The sequence below is a fragment of the Brevibacillus ginsengisoli genome, from assembly GCF_050113715.1.
GTDB lineage: Bacteria > Bacillota > Bacilli > Brevibacillales > Brevibacillaceae > Brevibacillus_H > Brevibacillus_H ginsengisoli.
In genome coordinates, this window is sequence record NZ_JBNJQR010000002.1 from 608,992 (window position 1) to 629,155 (window position 20,164).

At 44.0% G+C, this 20,164-nt stretch carries 22 protein-coding genes; 8 read left to right on the forward strand and 14 right to left on the reverse strand.

Annotated features, from left to right (window positions below):
- Positions 1 to 110 precede the first annotated feature (110 nt).
- The 4 genes from ACQCN2_RS06465 to ACQCN2_RS06480 are packed head-to-tail and all read right to left on the reverse strand — an operon-like array spanning position 111 to position 4,674.
- The gene (locus ACQCN2_RS06465; RefSeq protein ID WP_426928069.1) at positions 111 to 392 is read right to left on the reverse strand and encodes a cupin domain-containing protein; all 282 of its coding nucleotides are present in this window, start codon (positions 390 to 392) and stop codon (positions 111 to 113) included.
- A gap of 45 nt (positions 393 to 437) precedes the next feature.
- Complete coding sequence (locus ACQCN2_RS06470; protein ID WP_426928070.1) at positions 438 to 1,856, reverse strand: MATE family efflux transporter; 1,419 nt, start codon at positions 1,854 to 1,856, stop codon at positions 438 to 440.
- Positions 1,857 to 1,901: 45 nt separating this feature from the next.
- A complete protein-coding gene (locus ACQCN2_RS06475) occupies positions 1,902 to 3,374 on the reverse strand; it encodes an aldehyde dehydrogenase family protein (protein WP_426928071.1) in 1,473 nt (490 codons plus the stop codon).
- Positions 3,375 to 3,387: 13 nt separating this feature from the next.
- On the reverse strand, positions 3,388 to 4,674 hold the full coding sequence (locus tag ACQCN2_RS06480) for an NAD(P)/FAD-dependent oxidoreductase (RefSeq protein ID WP_426928072.1): 1,287 nt from the start codon (positions 4,672 to 4,674) through the stop codon (positions 3,388 to 3,390).
- A gap of 163 nt (positions 4,675 to 4,837) precedes the next feature.
- On the opposite strand from ACQCN2_RS06480, the gene ACQCN2_RS06485 reads away from it, so the two are divergent.
- Positions 4,838 to 6,073 (forward strand): MerR family transcriptional regulator, encoded by a 1,236-nt coding sequence (locus ACQCN2_RS06485; protein ID WP_426928073.1) that lies wholly within the window; start codon positions 4,838 to 4,840, stop codon positions 6,071 to 6,073.
- A 57-nt stretch (positions 6,074 to 6,130) separates the two neighbouring features.
- On the opposite strand, the gene ACQCN2_RS06490 is transcribed toward ACQCN2_RS06485, so the two are convergent.
- The 4 genes from ACQCN2_RS06490 to ACQCN2_RS06505 all read right to left on the reverse strand — a co-directional run bounded on the left by ACQCN2_RS06490 (position 6,131) and on the right by ACQCN2_RS06505 (position 9,643).
- The gene (locus ACQCN2_RS06490; RefSeq protein ID WP_426928074.1) at positions 6,131 to 7,045 is read right to left on the reverse strand and encodes a radical SAM/SPASM domain-containing protein; all 915 of its coding nucleotides are present in this window, start codon (positions 7,043 to 7,045) and stop codon (positions 6,131 to 6,133) included.
- 216 nt (positions 7,046 to 7,261) lie between these two features.
- A complete protein-coding gene (gene panD / locus ACQCN2_RS06495) occupies positions 7,262 to 7,642 on the reverse strand; it encodes an aspartate 1-decarboxylase (protein ID WP_426928075.1) in 381 nt (126 codons plus the stop codon).
- Positions 7,643 to 7,742: 100 nt separating this feature from the next.
- On the reverse strand, positions 7,743 to 8,792 hold the full coding sequence (locus ACQCN2_RS06500) for an Ldh family oxidoreductase (RefSeq protein WP_426928076.1): 1,050 nt from the start codon (positions 8,790 to 8,792) through the stop codon (positions 7,743 to 7,745).
- A 71-nt stretch (positions 8,793 to 8,863) separates the two neighbouring features.
- Positions 8,864 to 9,643: a YheC/YheD family protein gene (locus ACQCN2_RS06505; protein ID WP_426928077.1), complete on the reverse strand. Its 780-nt coding sequence runs from the start codon at positions 9,641 to 9,643 to the stop codon at positions 8,864 to 8,866.
- Between the two features lie 171 nt (positions 9,644 to 9,814).
- Here ACQCN2_RS06505 and ACQCN2_RS06510 point away from each other — a divergent pair, with 171 nt between their 5' ends.
- Complete coding sequence (locus ACQCN2_RS06510) at positions 9,815 to 11,230, forward strand: APC family permease (RefSeq protein ID WP_426928078.1); 1,416 nt, start codon at positions 9,815 to 9,817, stop codon at positions 11,228 to 11,230.
- Between the two features lie 70 nt (positions 11,231 to 11,300).
- Here the strand turns inward: ACQCN2_RS06510 and ACQCN2_RS06515 are convergent, their stop codons facing one another.
- A complete protein-coding gene (locus ACQCN2_RS06515) occupies positions 11,301 to 12,245 on the reverse strand; it encodes an NAD-dependent epimerase/dehydratase family protein (protein ID WP_426928079.1) in 945 nt (314 codons plus the stop codon).
- Positions 12,246 to 12,385: 140 nt separating this feature from the next.
- On the opposite strand from ACQCN2_RS06515, the gene ACQCN2_RS06520 reads away from it, so the two are divergent.
- The gene (locus tag ACQCN2_RS06520; RefSeq protein ID WP_426928080.1) at positions 12,386 to 12,736 is read left to right on the forward strand and encodes a winged helix-turn-helix transcriptional regulator; all 351 of its coding nucleotides are present in this window, start codon (positions 12,386 to 12,388) and stop codon (positions 12,734 to 12,736) included.
- Between the two features lie 88 nt (positions 12,737 to 12,824).
- Entirely contained in the window at positions 12,825 to 13,163 is a 339-nt protein-coding gene (locus tag ACQCN2_RS06525; RefSeq protein ID WP_426928081.1) for a histidine triad nucleotide-binding protein, read from the forward strand.
- A 52-nt stretch (positions 13,164 to 13,215) separates the two neighbouring features.
- Here ACQCN2_RS06525 and ACQCN2_RS06530 read toward each other — a convergent pair whose 3' ends face one another.
- The 4 genes from ACQCN2_RS06530 to ACQCN2_RS06545 all read right to left on the reverse strand — a co-directional run bounded on the left by ACQCN2_RS06530 (position 13,216) and on the right by ACQCN2_RS06545 (position 15,970).
- On the reverse strand, positions 13,216 to 13,896 hold the full coding sequence (locus ACQCN2_RS06530; RefSeq protein WP_426928082.1) for an NUDIX hydrolase: 681 nt from the start codon (positions 13,894 to 13,896) through the stop codon (positions 13,216 to 13,218).
- Positions 13,893 to 14,312, reverse strand: coding sequence for a MerR family transcriptional regulator (locus tag ACQCN2_RS06535; RefSeq protein WP_426928083.1), 420 nt, complete (start codon positions 14,310 to 14,312; stop codon positions 13,893 to 13,895). Before ACQCN2_RS06535 ends, ACQCN2_RS06530 begins: the two co-directional genes overlap by 4 nt.
- A complete protein-coding gene (locus ACQCN2_RS06540) occupies positions 14,309 to 15,328 on the reverse strand; it encodes a medium chain dehydrogenase/reductase family protein (RefSeq protein WP_426928084.1) in 1,020 nt (339 codons plus the stop codon). Before ACQCN2_RS06540 ends, ACQCN2_RS06535 begins: the two co-directional genes overlap by 4 nt.
- Before the next feature lie 123 nt (positions 15,329 to 15,451).
- Positions 15,452 to 15,970 carry a hypothetical protein gene (locus ACQCN2_RS06545; RefSeq protein WP_426928085.1) on the reverse strand — a complete coding sequence of 173 codons (519 nt, stop codon included), beginning with the start codon at positions 15,968 to 15,970 and terminating at the stop codon, positions 15,452 to 15,454.
- Positions 15,971 to 16,134: 164 nt separating this feature from the next.
- Between ACQCN2_RS06545 and ACQCN2_RS06550 the strand changes: the two genes are divergently transcribed.
- Complete coding sequence (locus ACQCN2_RS06550; RefSeq protein WP_426928086.1) at positions 16,135 to 16,671, forward strand: GNAT family N-acetyltransferase; 537 nt, start codon at positions 16,135 to 16,137, stop codon at positions 16,669 to 16,671.
- A 23-nt stretch (positions 16,672 to 16,694) separates the two neighbouring features.
- The gene (locus ACQCN2_RS06555) at positions 16,695 to 17,186 is read left to right on the forward strand and encodes a GNAT family N-acetyltransferase (protein WP_426928087.1); all 492 of its coding nucleotides are present in this window, start codon (positions 16,695 to 16,697) and stop codon (positions 17,184 to 17,186) included.
- On the opposite strand, the gene mug is transcribed toward ACQCN2_RS06555, so the two are convergent.
- Positions 17,166 to 17,669 carry a G/U mismatch-specific DNA glycosylase gene (mug, locus tag ACQCN2_RS06560; RefSeq protein WP_426928088.1) on the reverse strand — a complete coding sequence of 168 codons (504 nt, stop codon included), beginning with the start codon at positions 17,667 to 17,669 and terminating at the stop codon, positions 17,166 to 17,168. The genes ACQCN2_RS06555 and mug overlap by 21 nt on opposite strands.
- Positions 17,670 to 17,873: 204 nt before the next feature.
- On the opposite strand from mug, the gene ACQCN2_RS06565 reads away from it, so the two are divergent.
- Together ACQCN2_RS06565 and ACQCN2_RS06570 are read left to right on the forward strand one after the other, a co-directional pair.
- Entirely contained in the window at positions 17,874 to 18,683 is an 810-nt protein-coding gene (locus tag ACQCN2_RS06565; protein WP_426928089.1) for a TrmB family transcriptional regulator, read from the forward strand.
- 101 nt (positions 18,684 to 18,784) lie between these two features.
- Positions 18,785 to 20,131: an amino acid permease gene (locus tag ACQCN2_RS06570; RefSeq protein WP_426928090.1), complete on the forward strand. Its 1,347-nt coding sequence runs from the start codon at positions 18,785 to 18,787 to the stop codon at positions 20,129 to 20,131.
- Positions 20,132 to 20,164: the final 33 nt, after the last annotated feature.

Sequence of the window (20,164 nt, forward strand, 5' to 3'; positions counted from 1 at the left end):
GCTCCATCATCCACGGTTAAATCGACTCGTGCGTTTCGTTTCAATATTCTGAATTACACACCTAATAAATATGGCAGTACCAGTCAATAGACTTTACTCCCTATATCACATTATTTCAAATTGATTTCATGATTCATTATATAATTCTTTTTCAAAAACTCAGGACAATCCCATTCGCAAACAAGGCCTTTAGCCAAGGAAACGACCCAGTCCTTTGTAATATGATACCTTTCTTCATCTACTGTAATAAACACTTCACCGTCGGTCACATAGAAAACCTCTTGCTCCTCTACATGCCAAGTACCTTTATTGGGTTCACCTACCCATGGTTCCCAAGTGTCAACTCCTAGTTGTTGTGCTTCTTCAACTGTAAGTTTTTTTGCAAAGAACACCCATATCCTCTCACTTTCTAGTATTTCACTTTGAATAAATAGCTTCTATACGCGTGCTGTCGCAACACTCGTATTTTTTAAGAGTTTAAACTCTTTTCTAATAAAGTAGATAGCAATTAGTACGCCTGGAATTTCTGCCGCAGGACCTGAGTACCATATGCCATCCACTCCCCAAAATATTGGGAAAATAAACATAAACGGGAACGAAAACAACACCATTTTGCTTACATTAATAAATGTTGCCGTCCAGTTTCTCTCTTGCGCTTCGAAATAGCCGGCAATAAGCAAGCTCACGGCATTTAATGTAAACAGGCAATTAAACACCATTGTCGTCCAGATGCCCAGTTTCTGTAATTCAGGATCACCGCCAGAGAAAAATGACATAATTGGATCTGCAAAAACGATTAATAATGCAGTCAATATCACGAATAAGAAAACCGTGAAGATAATTCCCATTTTAATGGCTTGTTTCACGCGATCAAAGTTACCCGCACCGTAATTGTAACTAATGATCGGTTGGAGTCCTGTCATCCCGCCGAGCGCTATTAACGCAAGCAGATTCGTGGTATAACCGTTTTGAATGGTGAAAGCGGCAACATGCAGCCCACCACCATAGCTTTGCAGTAAATTGTTGAAGAAAATAATGGCGAAAAACATCATGAACTGACTGGAGAAAGATGCAAACCCGGTCCAGGTCACTTCACCAATTGTTTTTAGTTTAAATTTCATGTCTTTCCACTTTGGCTTCAGATTGGTTTTCCCAAACCAGAAATAAAACATGAGCAAAACAGGGATCGATTGGGCTACCGTATTCGCCCAAGAAGAAGCCATCATCCCTATGTCAAACTTCGTAACTAAAATCCATTCCAGAATCGCCCCAAAAATTGAAGCGACGATCCAACTGCTCATAGATAATCCAGGTTTTTCATCGATATTCGCTAAAATACTTAAGACAACAGCTAAAATCGTTATCGGCAGAGAAATCCACAACAACCGGCTGTATTCCACCGCGTAGGGAAGCGATTCATCACTTGCTCCGAACCAGGTCATCACTTGATTTTCAAAGACCAATCCAATAACAGCTATCAAAACTGAGACAAAAAGTGTAAACCATAAAGTTTGACCCATGATGCTTCTTGCTTCAGTAATTTTGCCTTTACCAAGCCGAAGCGAAATAACCGCTCCGGCTCCCACGCCAAAAAGAACACCAAGCATACGGGTAATTACCATGACCGTAAATCCAATCCCGATCCCTTCGACTTCTAGCACCTGAAAGCCACTGACGAAATAACCATCGACAATGGATGATATACCCAAACCTACATTCGCCATAATTCCTGCCAAAGCAAAGCGGAGATATAATAACGGAATACTTTTGGTTCCTAGCACGGAATCATAGGCTAACTTATCCGATGCTTCTTCTGATTCAATCTCCAAAGGCGGAGGATTGTATACTTGTTCCATCTGCATCTCCCCTTATCAATAAATGATCCAATTAGTTAAGCCCAATTAATTGGCGTACCAACCTACCCTCTTGGCATGTTGATGGATATTGATTTGCTTCGTTTCCATAAAATGCTCCAGCCCAACAGCTCCTAACGCTCTGCCGATTCCACTTTGCTTGTATCCACCCCATGGACTATCAACATACGCGATGTGATAACAATTTACCCATGTAATTCCCGCACGCAATTTAGTAATCACACGCTTTGCTCGCTCCATATCTTCCGTAAATACAGCACCGGCTAATCCATAAATGCAATCATTCGCTTTTTGGATAGCATCTTCCTCATCTGTAAACTTCTGAACAACAAGGACTGGACCAAAAATCTCTTCCTTTACAATGCGCATATCTCCGTTTACATCAGCAAAGATTGTTGGCGCAATAAAAAATCCGTTATCCAGCCCATTTTCTGTTAGTCTGTTGCCACCGCATACCAGCCTTGCGCCTTCTTCAAGTCCACTCTTGATGTACTGTAAAACTTCATTCATATGAGACTCACTTGTTAGAGGTCCCATCTCCATGATGTCGCTTTCACCATTACCAACCACAATTTGGTTTGCACGCTCGGCCAGTCTTTCCACAAACTTATCGTAAATCGACTCTTGCACAAGCAAACGTGAAGCAGCTGAACAAACTTGACCGGCATTATGGAAAATACCAAACATCGCATTATCAACCGCCACTTCAAAATCAACATCATCGAACACAATAAGCGGGGATTTGCCGCCCAATTCAAGCGTAATTTTTTTCATATTGCCTGCGGCAGCGCGCATAATGCTTTGGCCTGTTTTGGTTCCGCCCGTAAAGGCAACCTTGTCAACATCATGGCTTTCGGCAAGCTCATTCCCAACTTTTGATCCAGGTCCCAGTACTAGGTTTGCCACTCCAGATGGAAGTCCGACTTCTTCCATGATTTCGAATAGTTTGAATACAGTGACTGGAGTGATCTCAGCAGGCTTAAGCACGATCGTATTCCCAGCGGCGAGTGCAGGAGCAATTTGCCAAACCGCTAACATCAGCGGGAAGTTCCAAGGTACGATAAGTCCACAAACTCCAACCGGTTCATGAATAATCTTGGTTTCCGATGAATCATCGCGAGTGAACGATTCCTTTTTCATGTCTTTGATCAAGTCAGCATAATAGCGGAAGCATTGGATCGATACTGGAATATCAGCATAGGTTGTGGCTCGAATCACCTTACCGTTATTGGCAGTTTCCAGCCGCGCAAATTCAGCTGCCCTCTCTTCAAGACGGTCTGCAATCTTATAGAGATAGTCCGCTCTTTCATCAGCAGATAGATTCGACCAGATTCCACTGTCAAAAGCTTTACGCGCCGCCTTGATTGCCAACTTCGCATCCTCTACTGATCCAACAGCAGATGTCGCGATCACCTCACCGGTTGCGGGATTAAGAATGTTGGTTCTAGCACCGGATAACGCTTCTACCCATTTCCCGTCAATGAACATATTAATCTTCATAAACACCTCTCCTTTATCCAATCATATCAAGTAATTTGAAACCAAAATGCGCGAGGTTCACTAGCATCGTCTTCTGATTATAGAAGGGGAATGCTTTGATGGGCTCCCTTTCAAAGCGATACCCGCCCGCATTACCCGTAACGATCCATTGTGCCAACAGCTTGCCTAACAATGTCGAGTAAGCTGCTCCGTGCCCTGTATAACCCGTAGCAAAATAGGCGCCTTCTTGAGATCTGCCGATAATCGGAAATTTATCTACTGTAACGCCGATGAATCCACCCCAACGGTAATCGATTTTGCTTCCGACTAGTTTCGGCATAATCTTAACCATTGAGTTGTACACTCCTTGATAAGCTGCGTCGCCTAAGTTGGGTCGAATATCTCCACCGCCAAAAACGATCCGATTATCGGGTGTACGACGGAAATAGTAAAGGAAATTACTTGTATCAAAAACCATGCGATCTTTTGGAATGACCGTATTCAGCAATGATTCTGGAAGCTGCTCAGTAGCAATAATACGCGCCGAAATGGGCAGTACGCCTTTGTTCAGTTCTTTCATGATTTTTCCTGAGTAACCATCTGTCGCCACAATAATGTCTTTTGCGGTAACAGCGCCTTTTTCTGTTGTAACCTTCACACGGTTCTGGCCGTATTCAATCGATAAAGCTTTAGAATGCTCGAAGATTCTTGCGCCAATCGATTTCGCAGCTTCCCCTAAACCAATCGCATAATTCAGTGGATGGAACGAGTAACTGGAGTTGTCGACTAAGACGCCATGATAAAGTGGGGAATCGATCTCTTCATGAATTTGACTGCGATCAAGCACGTTTGATTCGTACCCGAAATTTTTGTTTAAGTACTCGCTCTCCAGTTTCAATCCTTCCAAATGCTTGGCTTTGTAAGCCGCCACAATGTGACCTGTATTTCGAAAGTCACAGTTGATTTGATGCTCTTCAATCATTTGTTTCACCAGTTCGATGCTATACAGAGATAGATCGTTCAACTGTTTAGCCTCTTCGGTCCCATACTTTTTGGCAAGGTCCAGCATCGTATCCTTATAGCCTGGCAATACCATTCCACCGTTACGACCGCTGGCGCCATATCCGATTGTTTCTTGCTCCAAAACGATGACATTCTTCCCTAATTTCTGCAAATGATACGCAGAAGAAAGACCTGTGAACCCTGCTCCAATAATGACAACGTCCGCCTCTTCATTTCCTACCAGAGGCTTTCCTTCTTCATAGCTGTTTGCAGTCGCAGTCCACAGGGAGAGAGTATCCATTCGATCCATTCTTTCCATAGGCTCTTCTTCTCCTTGTGTGACAAGTATGTTACAATAATGTTAAAATTATTTGAATTTTGAGTATATATTATGAAATGGAGTATTCTCCCCGTCAACACCCTTTTGAATACGTTTTCATAAAAGAAAATGGAGTTACTCCACTTTTTTTTCGGAGGTATTTATGAAAATTGGTGCATTTGCAAAGCTTTTTCATGTTACGACCGATACCGTCCGCTTTTACATTGAACAAGGATTATTAATCCCAGACAAAAAACAGACCCAGTATCAAATGAATCAATTGTGTCACGACGACATGGTTTTTATTACGGAACTAAAGAAATTTCAGTTTTCTTTGCAAGAAATCAAACAAATTTTGGCGTATCGGCGTGTTACCAACTTCTCGGATCATGAGGATATCGACTATTATAACAACTTGCTGATCGATAAAAAGAACAAGCTGAACAAAGAAAAAGAGCACATATCAAAAGCTATCCAATTGATTGAAAAGGCCGTTCAAACCAGCTTGCCTTTAACCAAAGAAGAGAATTTCACGGGAATCCCACTCTCCTTTGTGCATCTGCTTTATTGTCCGAAGTGCCACATTCCACTTGAAATTAAAGATGTGATGATAAAAGAAGTTTACATACAAACGGGGGGCTTAATTTGCGACTGTGGATACGAGGCATCAATCGAGGAAGGCATTATTATAACGGCGAACTTATATGAGACTTCTCCTTACCCGTCCTATTTTTACGATAAAGAAACGATTAAAGAGATCAATCCCAGTATGATTAACATATTTGAAAAAGGTAATTTATGGTTCAAAAAGATTCTGCAAACGATCGATTTGAAAAACAAACTAATCGTGGAAACTAACGTTGATGCTGTCGTGTCACTTCCCAAATATATCGATGTGCTTGATACTAGCGCATATTATGTATTCAGCGGTTATTCGCTTGCAATGCTCAAAAAGATTAAAAAAAGAATCGAGCATAAAAACAAAAACCTGAACGTTCTATACATTTTAAATTCCGATCTTAACCTCCCACTAAAGCCGCAAAGCATTGATGTTTGGATGGATAGTTTTACTACAAACGATTTTTCATTGCTTAATCCAGAGTTTCCTATTCATGTCCTCAAAAACCATTTCCATAGCGGTTCAACAATTATCGGCGGATACTCCTATTATGATAGCTCGGCCAAATCTTTGAAATCTGTTTCAGCTTTATACCCAAATTCCCACAAACATACTTTATATTCAAAGTACCTTGAAGAAAATTTATCAGTCAATGGATTTCAAATCACCCAAAGTGAAAATATTGGTTACTGTACAGATCCGGGAACTTTTTTTGATTATCATGTTGTAAACGAAAAATTCCATAACCTCATGTATGTTGCATGTATGAAAAACGGATAGAGACGTCAGTATTTTCCCTGACTCCCTATCCGTCATGTCTCGCGAAATTCTCATAGATTAATTGAACGAATGAAGCACACTTTGCCCTGTTTCTAGCAGATTGAAACGTTTGCGATAGCCGCATTTACGGCAAAGCTCCTCAACCGCTTCCCTTCTAGAAAAACCCTCAATGAGGTTGCTTGCTCTCTCCCCGGCCATAATCTCGGAAAAAGGCGTTTGGTGAACATTCCCCAAATTGATAACACCTTCTCCATCTAAACAACAAGGGACGACTGTGCCATCAACCAGAATAGCGGCATGGGTTCGAAGCGCATAACAAAAACCTTTTCCGTTGTCTTCCTCCGCCTGCAAGCTAGGCCACTCAAACTCGAAGTCTTGATTCAAATAGACCCGATCTGTCAGCTTGAGTCCTTTGCCAGGCGAAAGTTTTTCTTCAATCTGATAGGGAAGATTGAACTCCTGCTCGATCATTGCCAAGAGCTCCCGATTCTTCTGCTTCTGTAGATTGGTCAGGTTGTTTGTGTCCAGATTCCACAAGCGATAGGAGATAAAGACATTCGGATTTTGAATCACCTCTCGGGTAAAAGAGAGAATGTTGCTAATATATTCCGGTTTATTCTCTGATCCTTCATGACCATCAAAACTATGCAGCGAGAAGTTCATCTGCCGAAGGGCTGGTTTCCCCAACAGCTTGTCCCTGTTTTTGGCGATGAGTGTACCGTTAGTGGTGATGTTAACCTTGAAGCCCTTCTCGTGACTGATATCGAGCAGCTGGTCAATCTTGGGATGTAGTAGCGGTTCCCCTTTTACATGGAGGTAAATGAAGTCCGTGTACGGTTTGATTTGATCCAGAATCTCGCTGAATTGTTCTACCTTGATAAAATTAGCCGGACGCTCAGTTTGTGGACAAAAGGCACAGGCAAGATTGCAGACGCTTGTGATTTCCATATATATTTTCTTGAGCTTTTTCATGACAGTTTGTTCCAATCTATTTGAGATTTTGAATACTCATAATTCTAGGCAGATATTCAGTATATCATAGATAAACGGGAGTGTTCTCTTCAAGATGATGGTAGACTTACCGAAGTACCTCACTTTAAGATAGGGTAATTCCATTTTTTCCAGTTAAAATACACCATCCAACGCATAACCGCCAGATGGTGTTGGGTTCTCTCTTCCATTTCCGCTTTAACCGTTCGTCACATTGTGATGCTCTTCTATATGCGTAATCAGGTTTTTCTCATCGACGAATACCACACGCGGTACCAGTAAATCCACTTCCGATTCCTCAAACATTCCCATGCTTAAAATGATCACCATATCCCCAGGTTGAAACAAATGAGCGGGTGGTCCGTTTAAACAAATTTTACCGGACCCTTCTGGTGCTGGTAGCGCATATGTTTTCCATCTCGTCGCATTTCGCAAGCTGGTGATCTGAACGATTTCGTATGGTTTAATGTTAGCTCCCTTCATGAGAAGCGAGTCTATTGTAATACTACCCACGTAGTGCAATTCCGCCTCGGTCACAGTGGCTCGGTGAATTTTGCCTTTGCACATATAACGTTGCATATGCCCATCTCCAACTCCTTTCCAATCAGCCCAAAAGTGTGCTCGCACTATCAATAGCCTATGTGAATGGAGCTATCCTTGAGACTACTTTTAATAAATTTCATCCAAAATGAACCTGATACCTTTTCCCCAGCTCCGTCAGTTCATCGATGATTGGCTCGGCGACAGGGATTCCCTGCTTTCTGCGGGCCAGGCTCTCACGATGTTCAAGCTCACCAGGAAGATAAATTTCCTCGATCCCTTCTGCGCGCTTAACCGCTTTGATCTGCCGGACGTAATCAGCCATTTGGTCAAGAAAAAGATCCAGTGAAATAAAGTGTTCAATGTGTATAGCAACGAAGACGTGGCCAATGTTCTGTGGATAATCGTCATTATCGTACAAGCTATAGACGGTTTTTCCGAAACCAGCTCCTGTCAAAATTCCCGTTAGCACATCGATAAACATTGCAATACCATACCCCTTAGGCCCACCTACAGGGAGAATCGAGCCGCTCAAGGCTTTGGATGGTTCATCGGTTGGGTTTCCTTGATCATCAATCGCCCAGCCTAGCGGGATTTTCTCTCCTTTTTTCTCGGCCAAAGCGATTTTGCCACGCGCGACCACTGTTGTTGCCATATCAAGCAAAAAGGGAGGATCTGTACGTGTTGGAATTCCGATAGCTAGCGGGTTAGATCCAAAAAATGGCTGTGTGCCTCCAATCGGCGCCATGGTTTCTGGAGCATTCGTGAACACGAGCAGGATGATCCCTGCTTCGATCGCTTTTTGCGCATAAAAAGAGCATGCACCAAAATGATTGGAATGCCTTACCCCAGTCATCGCGATTCCCGTTTGCTTACTCCGTTCGAGACAAAGCTCCAAGGCTTGCAATCCGATGACGGCCCCAAATTGGTTCTGTCCGTTTAGTAAAATCGTTGCCCCTTCATCCGTGATGATCTGCCCGCTTTTCTTGGGATCAACTAAGCCCTTCTCCATTCGCTCCATGTAGATTGGCAATCGGGAAATTCCGTGTGACTCAATTCCTCTCAAGTCGGCGTGAATGAGTGACTGAGCAACCGTTTCCGCAAAATGGGAGGGAACACCTGAGCGAATCAATACGGCTTCACAAAAGTTCTGCAGGTACATCCAATCAAATCGCTTGGCACGACTCAAAACGAACCATCCTCTCTTATTTTAAGGTAGGTCCATACCGTAATGTCTCTTCGATTAGGTTAGTGACCCGCTTAGCCGGATTTCTGTTGTTTCTTTTTACGTCTGCTGGCTTTGTACGCCTGAGCCAAGCTTCGTATGCGATAGTAGGCTTTTTTATCAGGGAGTTTCGCAAAAAGAGAATGGGAGGGAAAATCGAAGTTCACTTCAATAATTCGGATGTTTCCTTTCGAATCAACTCCGTAGTCAACTCCAATTTGTGAGGATCGCTTGTAGCGATTGAAGTAGTTCGCTATTTGGTAACTAAGCGAAATGAGTCGCTTTTGAATCTCATTGACTCGTTGCCCATGAAACAAACCTGTCCGATGAAGCGCTTGTTCTACTTTAAGCACATAGCCCTTTCCCCTTGCCACATTGGTGACAATACTATTGGTTCCAGCCACTTTGGACACCATTCCCGCATATTGCCAGCTGCCCTTGGCATTTCGCATCATCATCACGCGTATGTCAAATACCCTTCCCCTTACCTTAGTCAAAGGAATAGCTTGTTGCACAATATATCGTTGGTTAAGACTTCTCCTCCTGATTTTTCGATAGACATCTTGAATGGTTTGCGAATGACTCACTTGTCCTTTTTCATGAACAAGCTTATAGATTTTCCCGTTCTTCCATACCTTCACGATCCCTTTCCCTCGATGCTCACGATCTGGCTTCACATAAATCGTGTGATATTTGCCCAGAAAATCTTTTAATGTTACGAACCGAAAAATTGCCGTTGCCGGAAGATGCTTGCGTATGGTTGAGTGTTTGCTATAAAACTTGTGGAGGCTCCATTTGGAAGAAGGAATGGGCATCAATCTTACCTCCTATCGATAAGTTATCCATGACAATATATCCACGGACAAATAAATTGACACGACGTTCACCCAGCAAAGAGAGAATTTGTTCGCACATGATTCATCTGAATCGTTCATAAATTTGGAAATTGTAAGGATACTTGACTTCATAAGGGAGGATTGCGTAATGTGAGTACACCCAACCACCAAGAGTCCCGATTGGTCCGTAATCTGTCCATTTGGGATACCATCGTCATGTCAGCGGCTTTCATGGGGCCTGCCGTCTCGATGTATTACAACACACCCTACGCCACTAGCTTCGCGGGAGCTGCCATGCCTTTTGCTTTTCTGCTATCGCTTTGCGCCTGTTTGCTTTTGGCCAACACGATTGGGGAATTCAGTCGTCTCGCACCAAGTGCCGGAGCTTTTTACACCTTCTCCGTTAAAGGCTTTGGTCCTAAGACGGGTTTTCTGACAGGTTGGTTGATGTTTCTCGGATACAGCGTGTTGGAACCTGCTGAGCTCGCTTTGCTGGGAATTACGGTAAGCGATTTATTGCGATCTTATCTTCATCTGGAAGTTTCTTGGGTGATCATCTCACTCATTGCTTGGGCTGTTGTGTTGTGGCTTTCATGGATCGGGGCGAAACAGTCGTTGAAATTAAGTCTGCTCCTATTTTTGGCGGAGATTGGGGTCTTGTTTATTTTATGTATCGTCGTATTAACCAAAGGTGGGTTTGACGGTATTCACTTCGAGGTTTTTCATCCATCGTTAAGTCCTAATGGATTTTCGGGGATCGCGCTTGGAATGATCTATGGGATTCTCTCATTCGTCGGATTCGAAGCAGCTACGACTCTGGCAGAAGAGGTACGGGATCCTAGGCGTAATGTGTACCGAGCTTTAATGGGCTCTACGCTGTTGGTTGGATTTCTCTATTTATTGTCCACATTTACCGTGGTGAACGGGTTTGGAATCCAGAATACTCAGGCGCTCGCAGACGATGTCTCGCCGTTTGTCACTTTGGCGACGAACTATGGCGGGCCAACCTTCGTGCTGTTAATTGCACTGGCTGGTGTAAGCAGTATTCTGGCTGTTTCCATTAATGTGCACAATGCCATCGCGCGCGTCATTTATGTCATGGGCCGTGAAGGGATCATTTCACAAACACTGGGTAAGATTCATCCCACCCACCACACGCCGAGCAATGCCATTCTTTTGCAATCTTTTGTCAGTATTGTCTTATTGCTTGGGATGGGGTTATGGGTCGGTCCGTCCAACACGTATGGTTATCTGGGGGCACTTCTGACGCTTGGAATCATCCCCGTTTACATGCTTGCTTCGTTCGGGTACGTCCGCTATCAAAAGCTTCAAGGTAACCTACGCTCCCACCCATTCAAGAATGGCGTGGTTCCGATCATAGCGGCTCTGCTCATGCTGGTGCCACTCTCCGGTTCCTTCTACCCAATTCCTCCTGCTCCTTACAGCTATCTCCCCTATATTGTTCTGACTTACGTTATCATTGGGTACTTCGTCATTTTACGGTTAAGTAAAGATCCCACTCGTTTGGAACAGGTAGGGAAGATACTCTCAGATTCCGAGCAGTAATGGTAAATGCCTCCGTTTAAATGAGATCGGAGGCTTTTGTGTTTTCTGTGTATGCAAATGGAGGCGTGACTCACTGTCGATCCAGTAAGTCATGAACGGCGACTTCGACAGCCTCATCAAGTGAATAGCGCGTATTGAAGCCTAAACTACGTATCTTGCTGTCGTCCCAAATACGATTCACGGTGAAGGTTTTGTGAGCGAAACGATTGAGGTGATAAGCAGCCATTTGCTCGTCTGTCAAAGTTGCCGGAATGTCAACTGTCTGCGCAATTCGACCTGAGAAGCGATCAATCTCTCGCTTCAATTGACCCCACGTGGTATCGAATCCCTTGAGCAGGTAGATCCCGTTATCATTCACTGGCTTCTTATATATACCTAACCAGACCATCGCCCTGCCTATATCCCGCGTATCGACGAGAGTAATCTGTGTGTCCCCTTCATCGATCATTGGATACTGATCGCTTGCGTGAGCTAGGAATAAACGCGCAAAGAATGACTTCTTGTCCCTCGTGCCGATCGTACTTGCCGGTCGTAAGATAATGGTCGTCATTCCATGCTTCCTGCCTATTTCCTCCACGATGCGCTCACGAGCGATACCTAGTTCCTGGATCGGAAATTCGGGCTGTGTCACATAGGATTCGTCTATAGGCTCATTGCTCCTAAAATCGTAGACCACAATCGTACTCAATTGAATAAATCGATTGATCCCTTGGGAAGCCGCGGCCTCTATCAGCTTGCGCGTAAGATGGATTTCTACATCAGCTTCCAAAAGAATCGGCGTCCCCAATTTCGCTTCAGCTGTACAATTATACACAACATCCTGACCGATCATCGTTTGACCAATTGCGTCGGGGACAGAATAGTTTATTCGTAAGACCTTCACACCTAGATTCTCTAAGAATTGAGTATTCGATGTTTCTCGAACAACCGCTGTAACCTGATGGCCAGCGAGCTTTAGCTGTTCTACCACATGCCCCCCAATGAATCCACTTCCTCCAAAGACAACTGCTTTCATCTGAATTACTCTCCTTCTATTCACGTATGACTTGCTTTCCAAGGGGCCCCTCATGCACTATACTAAATGAAGTGCTATTTAAATCACAGTACGCAAAATTATTATAGTTACTATATTTCATGATAGTAAGGTGAATCGAGATGAAGAAGCTGGAGGCAGCCCACCCGAAAACCGAGCGTGAAAAAAAGTGTCCCATCGAGAAAACCATCAATGTCTTGGGTGGCAAGTGGACGTTTCTAATCCTGAGAGATTTATTCTTGGGGCCAAAACGATATGGGGAGTTACAACGGTCATTGAAAGAAATAAGTCCCCGCACCTTATCACTGCGGCTTAAAGAACTTGAAGATGAAGGGATTGTGAACCGCACCATCTACTCAGAAATCCCACCACATGTTGTTTACTCGTTAACGGAGAAAGGCAGCTCGCTACGCCCCATCTTTGAGGCAATGAAAGCATGGGGAAACCAGTGGGACATTATGCAGAAGAAATGACCTTCGTTGACCAAAACGAATTCTAGTTGGAGTGTCTGTCCTAAATGCAGTACAATAGGAACAAAACAAGTTGAAGGAAGTGCTTTCCATGGACTGTCTCTTTTGTAAAATTATCAATCAGGAGATTCCCTCCAAAAAGGTTTATGAGGACGATTACGTCTATGCCTTCCATGATATTAATCCAATCGCTCCTGTTCATGTCTTAGTCATTCCGAAGAAACACATCGCTTCTGTACTTGATATTCACGCAGAAGACAAGGAACTGATTGGTCACATTCACCTTGCCATCCAGAAGGTTGCCCAAATCATGAACCTTACCGAGAGCGGCTTCCGTGTCATAACCAATACAGGCGTTCACGGTCAACAAACTGTCTTCCACCTTCACTATCACGTGATTGGCGGACGTCAATTGGAATGGAAGGCGTAATTCGCAAATGATAAAAAGGTTTGAGCGACATGCTCAAACCTTTTTTCATCAACTACTTCTGGATGATCTCCAGAAAATGATGGAGGATTTTGGCCGTAAGACCCCAAATGGTAATCTCGCCGAACTGATAAAAGTAATGCGGGATTTTGGCTTCCCGCCATTTATAATTCTCACCATCTGGGATTAAATGTAAGGGGTAATCTTCCGGAAGCATCGGTTTCATCGATACCTCGTAGCGTGCTGGCTTCATCGTGAGCAAGTCCTCTAAGTCGATCGAGAAGACTCGTTCCACTTCCGCCGGATTGGGGTTGATCGCCATCGGATCAGTTAATCTACCAACATACGCATGGATCGTGATTTGAGCGTGAGAGAAGACGGTATCCAGACTGCCCATGTATTCAATCGACTCTAGCGGAATTTGCAATTCTTCACTGGTTTCTCTTTTGGCGGTATCCCAAAAAGAATCATCTCCGGATTCCCATCGGCCGCCCGGAAAGCATATCTCGCCTGCTTGACTTCTCAGGGTATGGGCTCGTTCTTCAAACAAAACCGCAAGCTTGTTGTCCTCTGTTTGGATGAGTGGAATCATTACGCTATAAGTTCGGGAAAGTTGATCGCCAAGAATCCCAGGTTGATAGCTTTTCATTTTTTCGGCAATCTGTTGGAGATCGTATCGTGATGGATTCATATCGTGTGAGATGGCGCTCGTCCCCTCCTTTTCCTGTCCGCTCATTTCGCCTCGTGTTCTTTTAAGCGATCATCGTAATAGGTACGTTTCTCTTTTGCTGTAGACAATACCTTCTCTAACAATCTGATTTGTTCTTCCAGCTTCTCAATATGGGTGTCAAGTATCCCAATTCGATTACATAACGTCTCTTGGATGTCTATCTCCTGTTCATTTATGGTCAAAAGGCAACCATCTTTCATAAACAAGGCAATATCCTCCAGCTTCATACCCGTTTGCTTCAGTCCATGAATGAAACGGATTAAGCGAAGATCCTCCTCATGATATCGTCGTATTCCATATTTATTTCCATCCTGCGAATGAGGTTTTGTCAAAAGTCCGATTTTTTCATAGTATCGAAGTGTAGACGCAGGGATTCCAGTCAAATTCGATGCTTCTCCGATTAAGTATGTAATCCTGCTCATCTCCTTTCATCAGCTAAAAGTACGACTTTACCGACAGATATAGACTTTTCCAGCAATTCTTGTGCTCGAGCTGCTTCCCGCAACGGTATACGGTGTGATAGTAACGGTTTGATCTTTCCTTCAGCTAATAGAGTGAAGAGGAATTTTGCGTCTTCTTGGAACCAGTCGAGCCTTTCCTTTTTGAGATTCGTTATGCTGTAAAGATGGATGGGATTTCCTTTGTCTGTTGTTTTTCTTGCGGCTAGACTCGTCCAGTTGTTTACCCACTCATTTTCGTCTTCCTGTTGAAAAATCGATGTGTAACCATAGCCTACGAAACGCCCTTCCTCTCCTAATGTTTGAAGTGAGCGCTCCCAGTTGTCGCCACCAATTGGATCAAAAACGGCATCCATGCCAGCGGGTGCATGAAGTCTTAGGAATTCTACAAAATCTTCACTCCGATAGTCGATAGGTGTCGCGCCATATTGCAGAACGGTTTGGTGTTTCGTTGAAGAAGCTGTTCCGAACATTCGCAACTTCGCAAGTTTCCCAAGCTCAAGAAGCGCTGTCCCTACCCCACCGCTTGCACCATGAATAAGAATCTGCTCTCCCTCGGAAACACACGCAATCCTGTGGAGCATTTGGTAAGCGGTCACATAATTCAACAAAACGGCTACTGCGAGGTCTGAATCAACTTGATTTGGAACGGCAACCACCTCATCGACCGTGGCATACACGTACGCCGCATAACCTCCCGTACCATTAAAAAAGACGGCTACCTTTTGCCCTATGGAAAATAGTTGCACGTCTTCTCCCAACTCGTCAACAATTCCTACCGCATCGTACCCGGGTGTAAAAGGAGGGGTTGGTGATAAAGGATAAAGCCCCTCTCTTCTCATGACATCTGCAAGAGCAACTCCTGCGCTTTCAACCTTTACGCGAATCTCGTTAGGTTGAGGCTTCCGCAGGGGTTCCTTGACCACTTGAAGTACTTCTGGCCCTCCGTATTGGCTAACAATCACACGAGTATTGAACATTATACATCTCTCCTCAACTAACTTGAATAAGATGACTGCATTGTAATGGTTAAAGTTAAGTCGAAGTCAAGCCTGAATTGTTGATGGTTAAAACAAAAAACGAGCAACACCAACGAAGTGGCATTACTCGTATTTACCTGTCAGGAGAATTCGATTTCCCTGCTCTTCCACCCATCGCACCTGATCGCAGATTTGTTCCAGCGCGCTTTCCAGGTCTTGCTCATGGGCGAGTTCCACTTTAAAAGTAAATCCTAGCATTAACTCATTTGGCTCTGCCTCAAAGTGTGTAAGTCGATACTGGTGGGATTCTTGTATGACTTGTTTGCGTTTCTCCATCGTGATCGGTAGGCTAAATAAACCGTCCCATTTATCAAACAGGTATCTGGATGTGACCTGAACATGTAGCTGATTAGCCGAAGATCCACGGCCAAATGTAACGAGATCTTCAGGAAAAAAAAGAATACCTGAAGGAAGACATCCGTCCAATTGAAACCAAAGGTCTAAAGGCAGATCGTCTACCCGAAGTCCTATAACATATCGCCCAGGCAAAAAATAGCTGCCTTCCGCATGACGAATAAGCTTCTCCCCGTACACGATCACTTCTTCCGGGGGTTGCTCACCCTGGATGACTTGCACATACATGATCGCTCACCTCCTGATTTGAAGTATGAACCTGTTGTACCCGAAACAAACAGGAGAATATTTTTTGATCGACAAGTTAAACTTAATGATATAATTTACGTATTTTCTAAATATTTCATTCATAAACAAGTTGGGCAAAATTTCAGAAGGAAAGGGAGATAAACATGACTCATCATCCAATCGTGACGGACATTAGGTTTCTTCAACCAGAAGATACAGAACAATACCTCCAGCTTCGAATGGAGGGTTTACAAGTCAATCCGGAATCATTTGGAACCACGTATGAAGAAACATTTCAGATGGATGACCTGGTCGAGTCGTGGAAAAAGCGTCTTATGCCTTCTTCTGAAGTGTTTACAATGGGCGCCTTTCAAGAAGACCGGTTAATCAGTGTAGCTACGTTTGTTCGTGAAAGCAAATTCAAGTTCCAACACAAAGGGACGATTTTTGGCGTTTATACAACTCCAACCCACCGGGGACAAGGGGTAGCCAAGAAACTTATGCAATCGTTGCTGGACAAAATCAGTCAAAGCGAAGGATTGGAGCAAGTTAATTTGACCGTCAATGCTCAGAATGTAATCGCAATTGCCCTATACCGTTCACTCGGATTCGAAGTATTTGGGACAGAGAAAAACGCCATGAAGTATGAAGGTAAGTATTGGGACGAGAATTTTATGAAGCTATTTATAGGTGAAAAATGATGAACCGGTTAGAGGAAAGAAAAATGATACGACCATTTATACTTGAGGATATCCACTATGTAATCGCTTCACATATGGACATTTATGGGACAGAATATGGTTTTGATTTATCGTTTCGGGATTACATCGAGGAAACCACTCGGCATTTTGTCCAAACATTTGATCCTGCAAAAGAAAACCTCTGGATTGCCGAAGTAAACGAACAATCAGTAGGCACTATTGCCATCGTGAATATTGATTCTACCACGGCACAGCTACGTTGGTTTCTCTTGGAACCACAGTTCCGTGGGATTGGCTTAGGACGACAACTCCTTGAGACTGCCATTACGTTTGCAAGGGAATGCGGTTACCGCACATTACGCTTATGGACCTCCAACCTTCTCGAAACAGCTCGTTACCTTTATTTACGATATGGGTTCGCCATTGTGGAACAAACAGAACAAATCCTCTCCGGCATCACTTTAATCGAGGAAATCTGGGAGTTAAACCTAGAGTCACTTGATAATACCGTTTAACTGTCTATAGATCTCTACCATATCTGGCATCGGTATTCTCACCAAACCGCTCGATGATGGAGCCACAAAATCAATGACACCCTCGACGATGGGCTCTGCCTGTGCCCCCCATCTAACTGATTTGCGTTTGCTGTACTCCTCGTAAACGCCTTTCCCCACAAAACAGACGAGCTTCGGACGAAACTGTTCAATTTTCCTTCGAAGCTCAAGCCTGCCTTGCGCATATTCTTCTCGGGTGATCTCGGCCGCTTCTTTGGTAGGACGAGAGACAATATTCGTGAACCCAAACCCTATCTCAAGCAGGTCCTGATCTTCTTCTGGACGATAAAGCCGGCTCGTCAATCCTGCCTGAAACAATATTCTCCAAAAACGGTTATTCGGATTCGCATAATGGTGCCCTACTTCACCTGACTTCAAACTGGGATTAAATCCAACAAACAAGACGGCAAGGCCTTTCCTCAAATGATCTTCAATTGGTTTCATATATGAATGCTCCTTTATTTTATACGTAATCATCTGCCTCCACCACAGTTCACTCCACCTGAAAAAAGTCCTCGATTGCGGCACATCACAATTGTAAACTGTTTTTTATCAAAAACAAAACTCCCCGCACAATCATCAAAAAAGATTGACAAATCAATAAAATCCACTATAGTAAGTAGTACACTAACGACTAACGGAGGAGCTATGGAAGAAGTCTATCAAGCGCTTCAGAAACTTGGTTTTTCACAGTATGAGTGCAAAGCTTATATTGGATTACTAAAGAACTCTCCGATTACAGGTTATGAGATCAGTAAACGGACGGGAGTTCCTCGATCGATGATCTATGAAGTATTAGGCAAGTTATTGGACAAGGGTGCCGTCTTCACCGTACCTTCTGATCCAGTAAAATACGCTCCGCTTCCGGCCAAAGAGCTGATTGGACGCTTGCGAAAAGAGTTTGATCAGTCCTTCAATTATCTGGAGAACAGCCTGACTTCATTGGAGCAAGAACAAGAAGCCAATGTCATCTGGCGGATTCACGGGGACGAGCATGTGATTGCCGAAATGGTCGAGATGATTCATCAAGCGAAGCATGAGCTGTGGATGTCCGTCTGGGAAGCTCAGGTTCCGCATATCAAAGAGGCTGTCGATCAAAAAATGAACGAAGGTGTCCATGCTTTCTCTGTTCTATTCGGCAACGCTAACGTGGAATTGGGCTTAACCTATCACCATAACTACATGGCCCTTGATATCGCGAATGAGCGTATGGGTGGTCATCTGACACTGGTTGCACGCGATAATGAGGAAGTGTTAATCGCCAATTTTTCCTCGAAAAATGCAAGCTGGGCGGTAAAAACAAAGGACCCCGCTCTCGTGTTAGTCGCGACCGAATACATTCGTCATGACATTATGTACGGTGCGCTTGCGAAAGAATTTGGCGCAGAGAAAGTGGAAAACATTTGGAGAAATAATCCTGATCTAACCCATATCGTGACTGGAAAACGGTTCAAATAATCATTGAACCGTCCTTTTACGGGCGATTGATAGTCGTTATCTCACTAACGTCTTAGGTTTCATTGATTTTTCATCCCGCATAAGAAAGGTGCCAGACAAACATGAGCAATCAAACACAAGGATTAGCACGTAATTTGCAATCGCGTCATATCATGATGATCGCCCTTGGCGGATCAATCGGTTCTGGAATTTTTAAAGGAAGCAGCGACTCGATCAGTCTGGCTGGGCCGGGAGTTCTCGTTTCCTATGTGATCGGCGGACTTCTCCTGTTAGCTGTGATGCAAGGATTAGCCGAGATGGTAGTTAATACTCGCGGTGCCAGAACCTATCTAGACCTTATTGATCGTTCTGTGGGGAGTTTCGCAGGCTACTCCGTTGGCTGGATGTCATGGTTTATGTACGTCGTGGTCATGGCCGCGGAAATCGCCGCAGCCTCCTCCTTCCTGCAATATTGGTTTAGTACGACACCGCTTTGGGTGCTCTCTTTATTCGTCTCGTTGGCGATTACTGCGTTAAATCTGTTCAAAGTAAATATTTATGGAGAAGTCGAATACTTTTTGACAGGAATTAAAGTAAGTGTGCTCGTCCTCTTCATTCTCCTTGGGGGCTACATGCTTTTCTTCGGGATTGAAGGACATCCTGCTGTGGGATTCGGGAATCTCACCCAAGAAGGAGGGTTTCTCCCTCATGGTTTAACAGGAGTTGCAGCATCCATGCTCGTCGTCATGTTCTCTTTTGGTGGCGCTGAAATGATTGGAACGACACTTGCCGAAACCGAACACCCTGAAAAAGTGATACCCCGTGCCGCACGAGGTATCATCATGCGAATCTTGCTGTTTTACGCTTTGCCGATTCTCGTGATTGTTAGCTTGATTCCCTGGAACCAGATTTCTGCTTCGACCAGTCCTTTTATCACGGTATTCGAAACGATGGGAATCCCTTATGTTGCTGATTTGATGAATTTCGTCATGCTGATAGCCGTATTCTCGGCTGCGAATTCCAGTATGTACGCCTCTTCGCGAATGCTTTTTGCCAAAGCGCAGGATGGACATGCTCCGAAGTTTATTGCCGGGCTGTCCAATCAACAAAGTCCAGTTCGGGCGATTTTGATCTGTGCCGCATTTTTATATATTGGCGTGATTTTCGCGTTCTTTGCGGAAAGTCAGACATTCTCTTATCTGATGATCATTCCAGCTTATACGGTCATGACGGTTTGGATTATGCTGTTGGTTGCTCATCTGAGAAGCGGTAAGTTGGGGCGAACTGCGGGAGGCTACCGAGCAAAAGGCTATCCGTTCACCTCTTGGGTTTCCTTGATTTGTTTACTGATCATCTTCATTGCTGTGGTCGTCACTTCTCCTGTACAAGGAACTGCTTGTTTCGCTATCTTGCTGCTTTGCATTCTCGGCAGCTATCTGCTAAATCAACGGAAATCAGCGAAACAATAACCCTTGCTGAAAACTATATAAAAGCAAAAAGAC

What these genes read in the sequence shown, in the direction of transcription:
- ACQCN2_RS06470 (WP_426928070.1), bottom strand. Translation starts at nt 1,856, where the DNA reads ATGGAACAAGTATACAATCCTCCGCCTTTGGAGATTGAATCAGAAGAA.
- ACQCN2_RS06475 (WP_426928071.1), bottom strand. Translation starts at nt 3,374, where the DNA reads ATGAAGATTAATATGTTCATTGACGGGAAATGGGTAGAAGCGTTATCC.
- ACQCN2_RS06480 (WP_426928072.1), bottom strand. Translation starts at nt 4,674, where the DNA reads ATGGAAAGAATGGATCGAATGGATACTCTCTCCCTGTGGACTGCGACT.
- ACQCN2_RS06485 (WP_426928073.1), top strand. Translation starts at nt 4,838, where the DNA reads ATGAAAATTGGTGCATTTGCAAAGCTTTTTCATGTTACGACCGATACC.
- ACQCN2_RS06490 (WP_426928074.1), bottom strand. Translation starts at nt 7,045, where the DNA reads ATGAAAAAGCTCAAGAAAATATATATGGAAATCACAAGCGTCTGCAAT.
- panD (WP_426928075.1), bottom strand. Translation starts at nt 7,642, where the DNA reads ATGCAACGTTATATGTGCAAAGGCAAAATTCACCGAGCCACTGTGACC.
- ACQCN2_RS06505 (WP_426928077.1), bottom strand. Translation starts at nt 9,643, where the DNA reads ATGCCCATTCCTTCTTCCAAATGGAGCCTCCACAAGTTTTATAGCAAA.
- ACQCN2_RS06515 (WP_426928079.1), bottom strand. Translation starts at nt 12,245, where the DNA reads ATGAAAGCAGTTGTCTTTGGAGGAAGTGGATTCATTGGGGGGCATGTG.
- ACQCN2_RS06520 (WP_426928080.1), top strand. Translation starts at nt 12,386, where the DNA reads ATGAAGAAGCTGGAGGCAGCCCACCCGAAAACCGAGCGTGAAAAAAAG.
- ACQCN2_RS06525 (WP_426928081.1), top strand. Translation starts at nt 12,825, where the DNA reads ATGGACTGTCTCTTTTGTAAAATTATCAATCAGGAGATTCCCTCCAAA.
- ACQCN2_RS06530 (WP_426928082.1), bottom strand. Translation starts at nt 13,896, where the DNA reads ATGAGCGGACAGGAAAAGGAGGGGACGAGCGCCATCTCACACGATATG.
- ACQCN2_RS06535 (WP_426928083.1), bottom strand. Translation starts at nt 14,312, where the DNA reads ATGAGCAGGATTACATACTTAATCGGAGAAGCATCGAATTTGACTGGA.
- ACQCN2_RS06540 (WP_426928084.1), bottom strand. Translation starts at nt 15,328, where the DNA reads ATGTTCAATACTCGTGTGATTGTTAGCCAATACGGAGGGCCAGAAGTA.
- ACQCN2_RS06545 (WP_426928085.1), bottom strand. Translation starts at nt 15,970, where the DNA reads ATGTATGTGCAAGTCATCCAGGGTGAGCAACCCCCGGAAGAAGTGATC.
- ACQCN2_RS06550 (WP_426928086.1), top strand. Translation starts at nt 16,135, where the DNA reads ATGACTCATCATCCAATCGTGACGGACATTAGGTTTCTTCAACCAGAA.
- ACQCN2_RS06555 (WP_426928087.1), top strand. Translation starts at nt 16,695, where the DNA reads ATGATACGACCATTTATACTTGAGGATATCCACTATGTAATCGCTTCA.
- mug (WP_426928088.1), bottom strand. Translation starts at nt 17,669, where the DNA reads ATGAAACCAATTGAAGATCATTTGAGGAAAGGCCTTGCCGTCTTGTTT.
- ACQCN2_RS06565 (WP_426928089.1), top strand. Translation starts at nt 17,874, where the DNA reads ATGGAAGAAGTCTATCAAGCGCTTCAGAAACTTGGTTTTTCACAGTAT.
- ACQCN2_RS06570 (WP_426928090.1), top strand. Translation starts at nt 18,785, where the DNA reads ATGAGCAATCAAACACAAGGATTAGCACGTAATTTGCAATCGCGTCAT.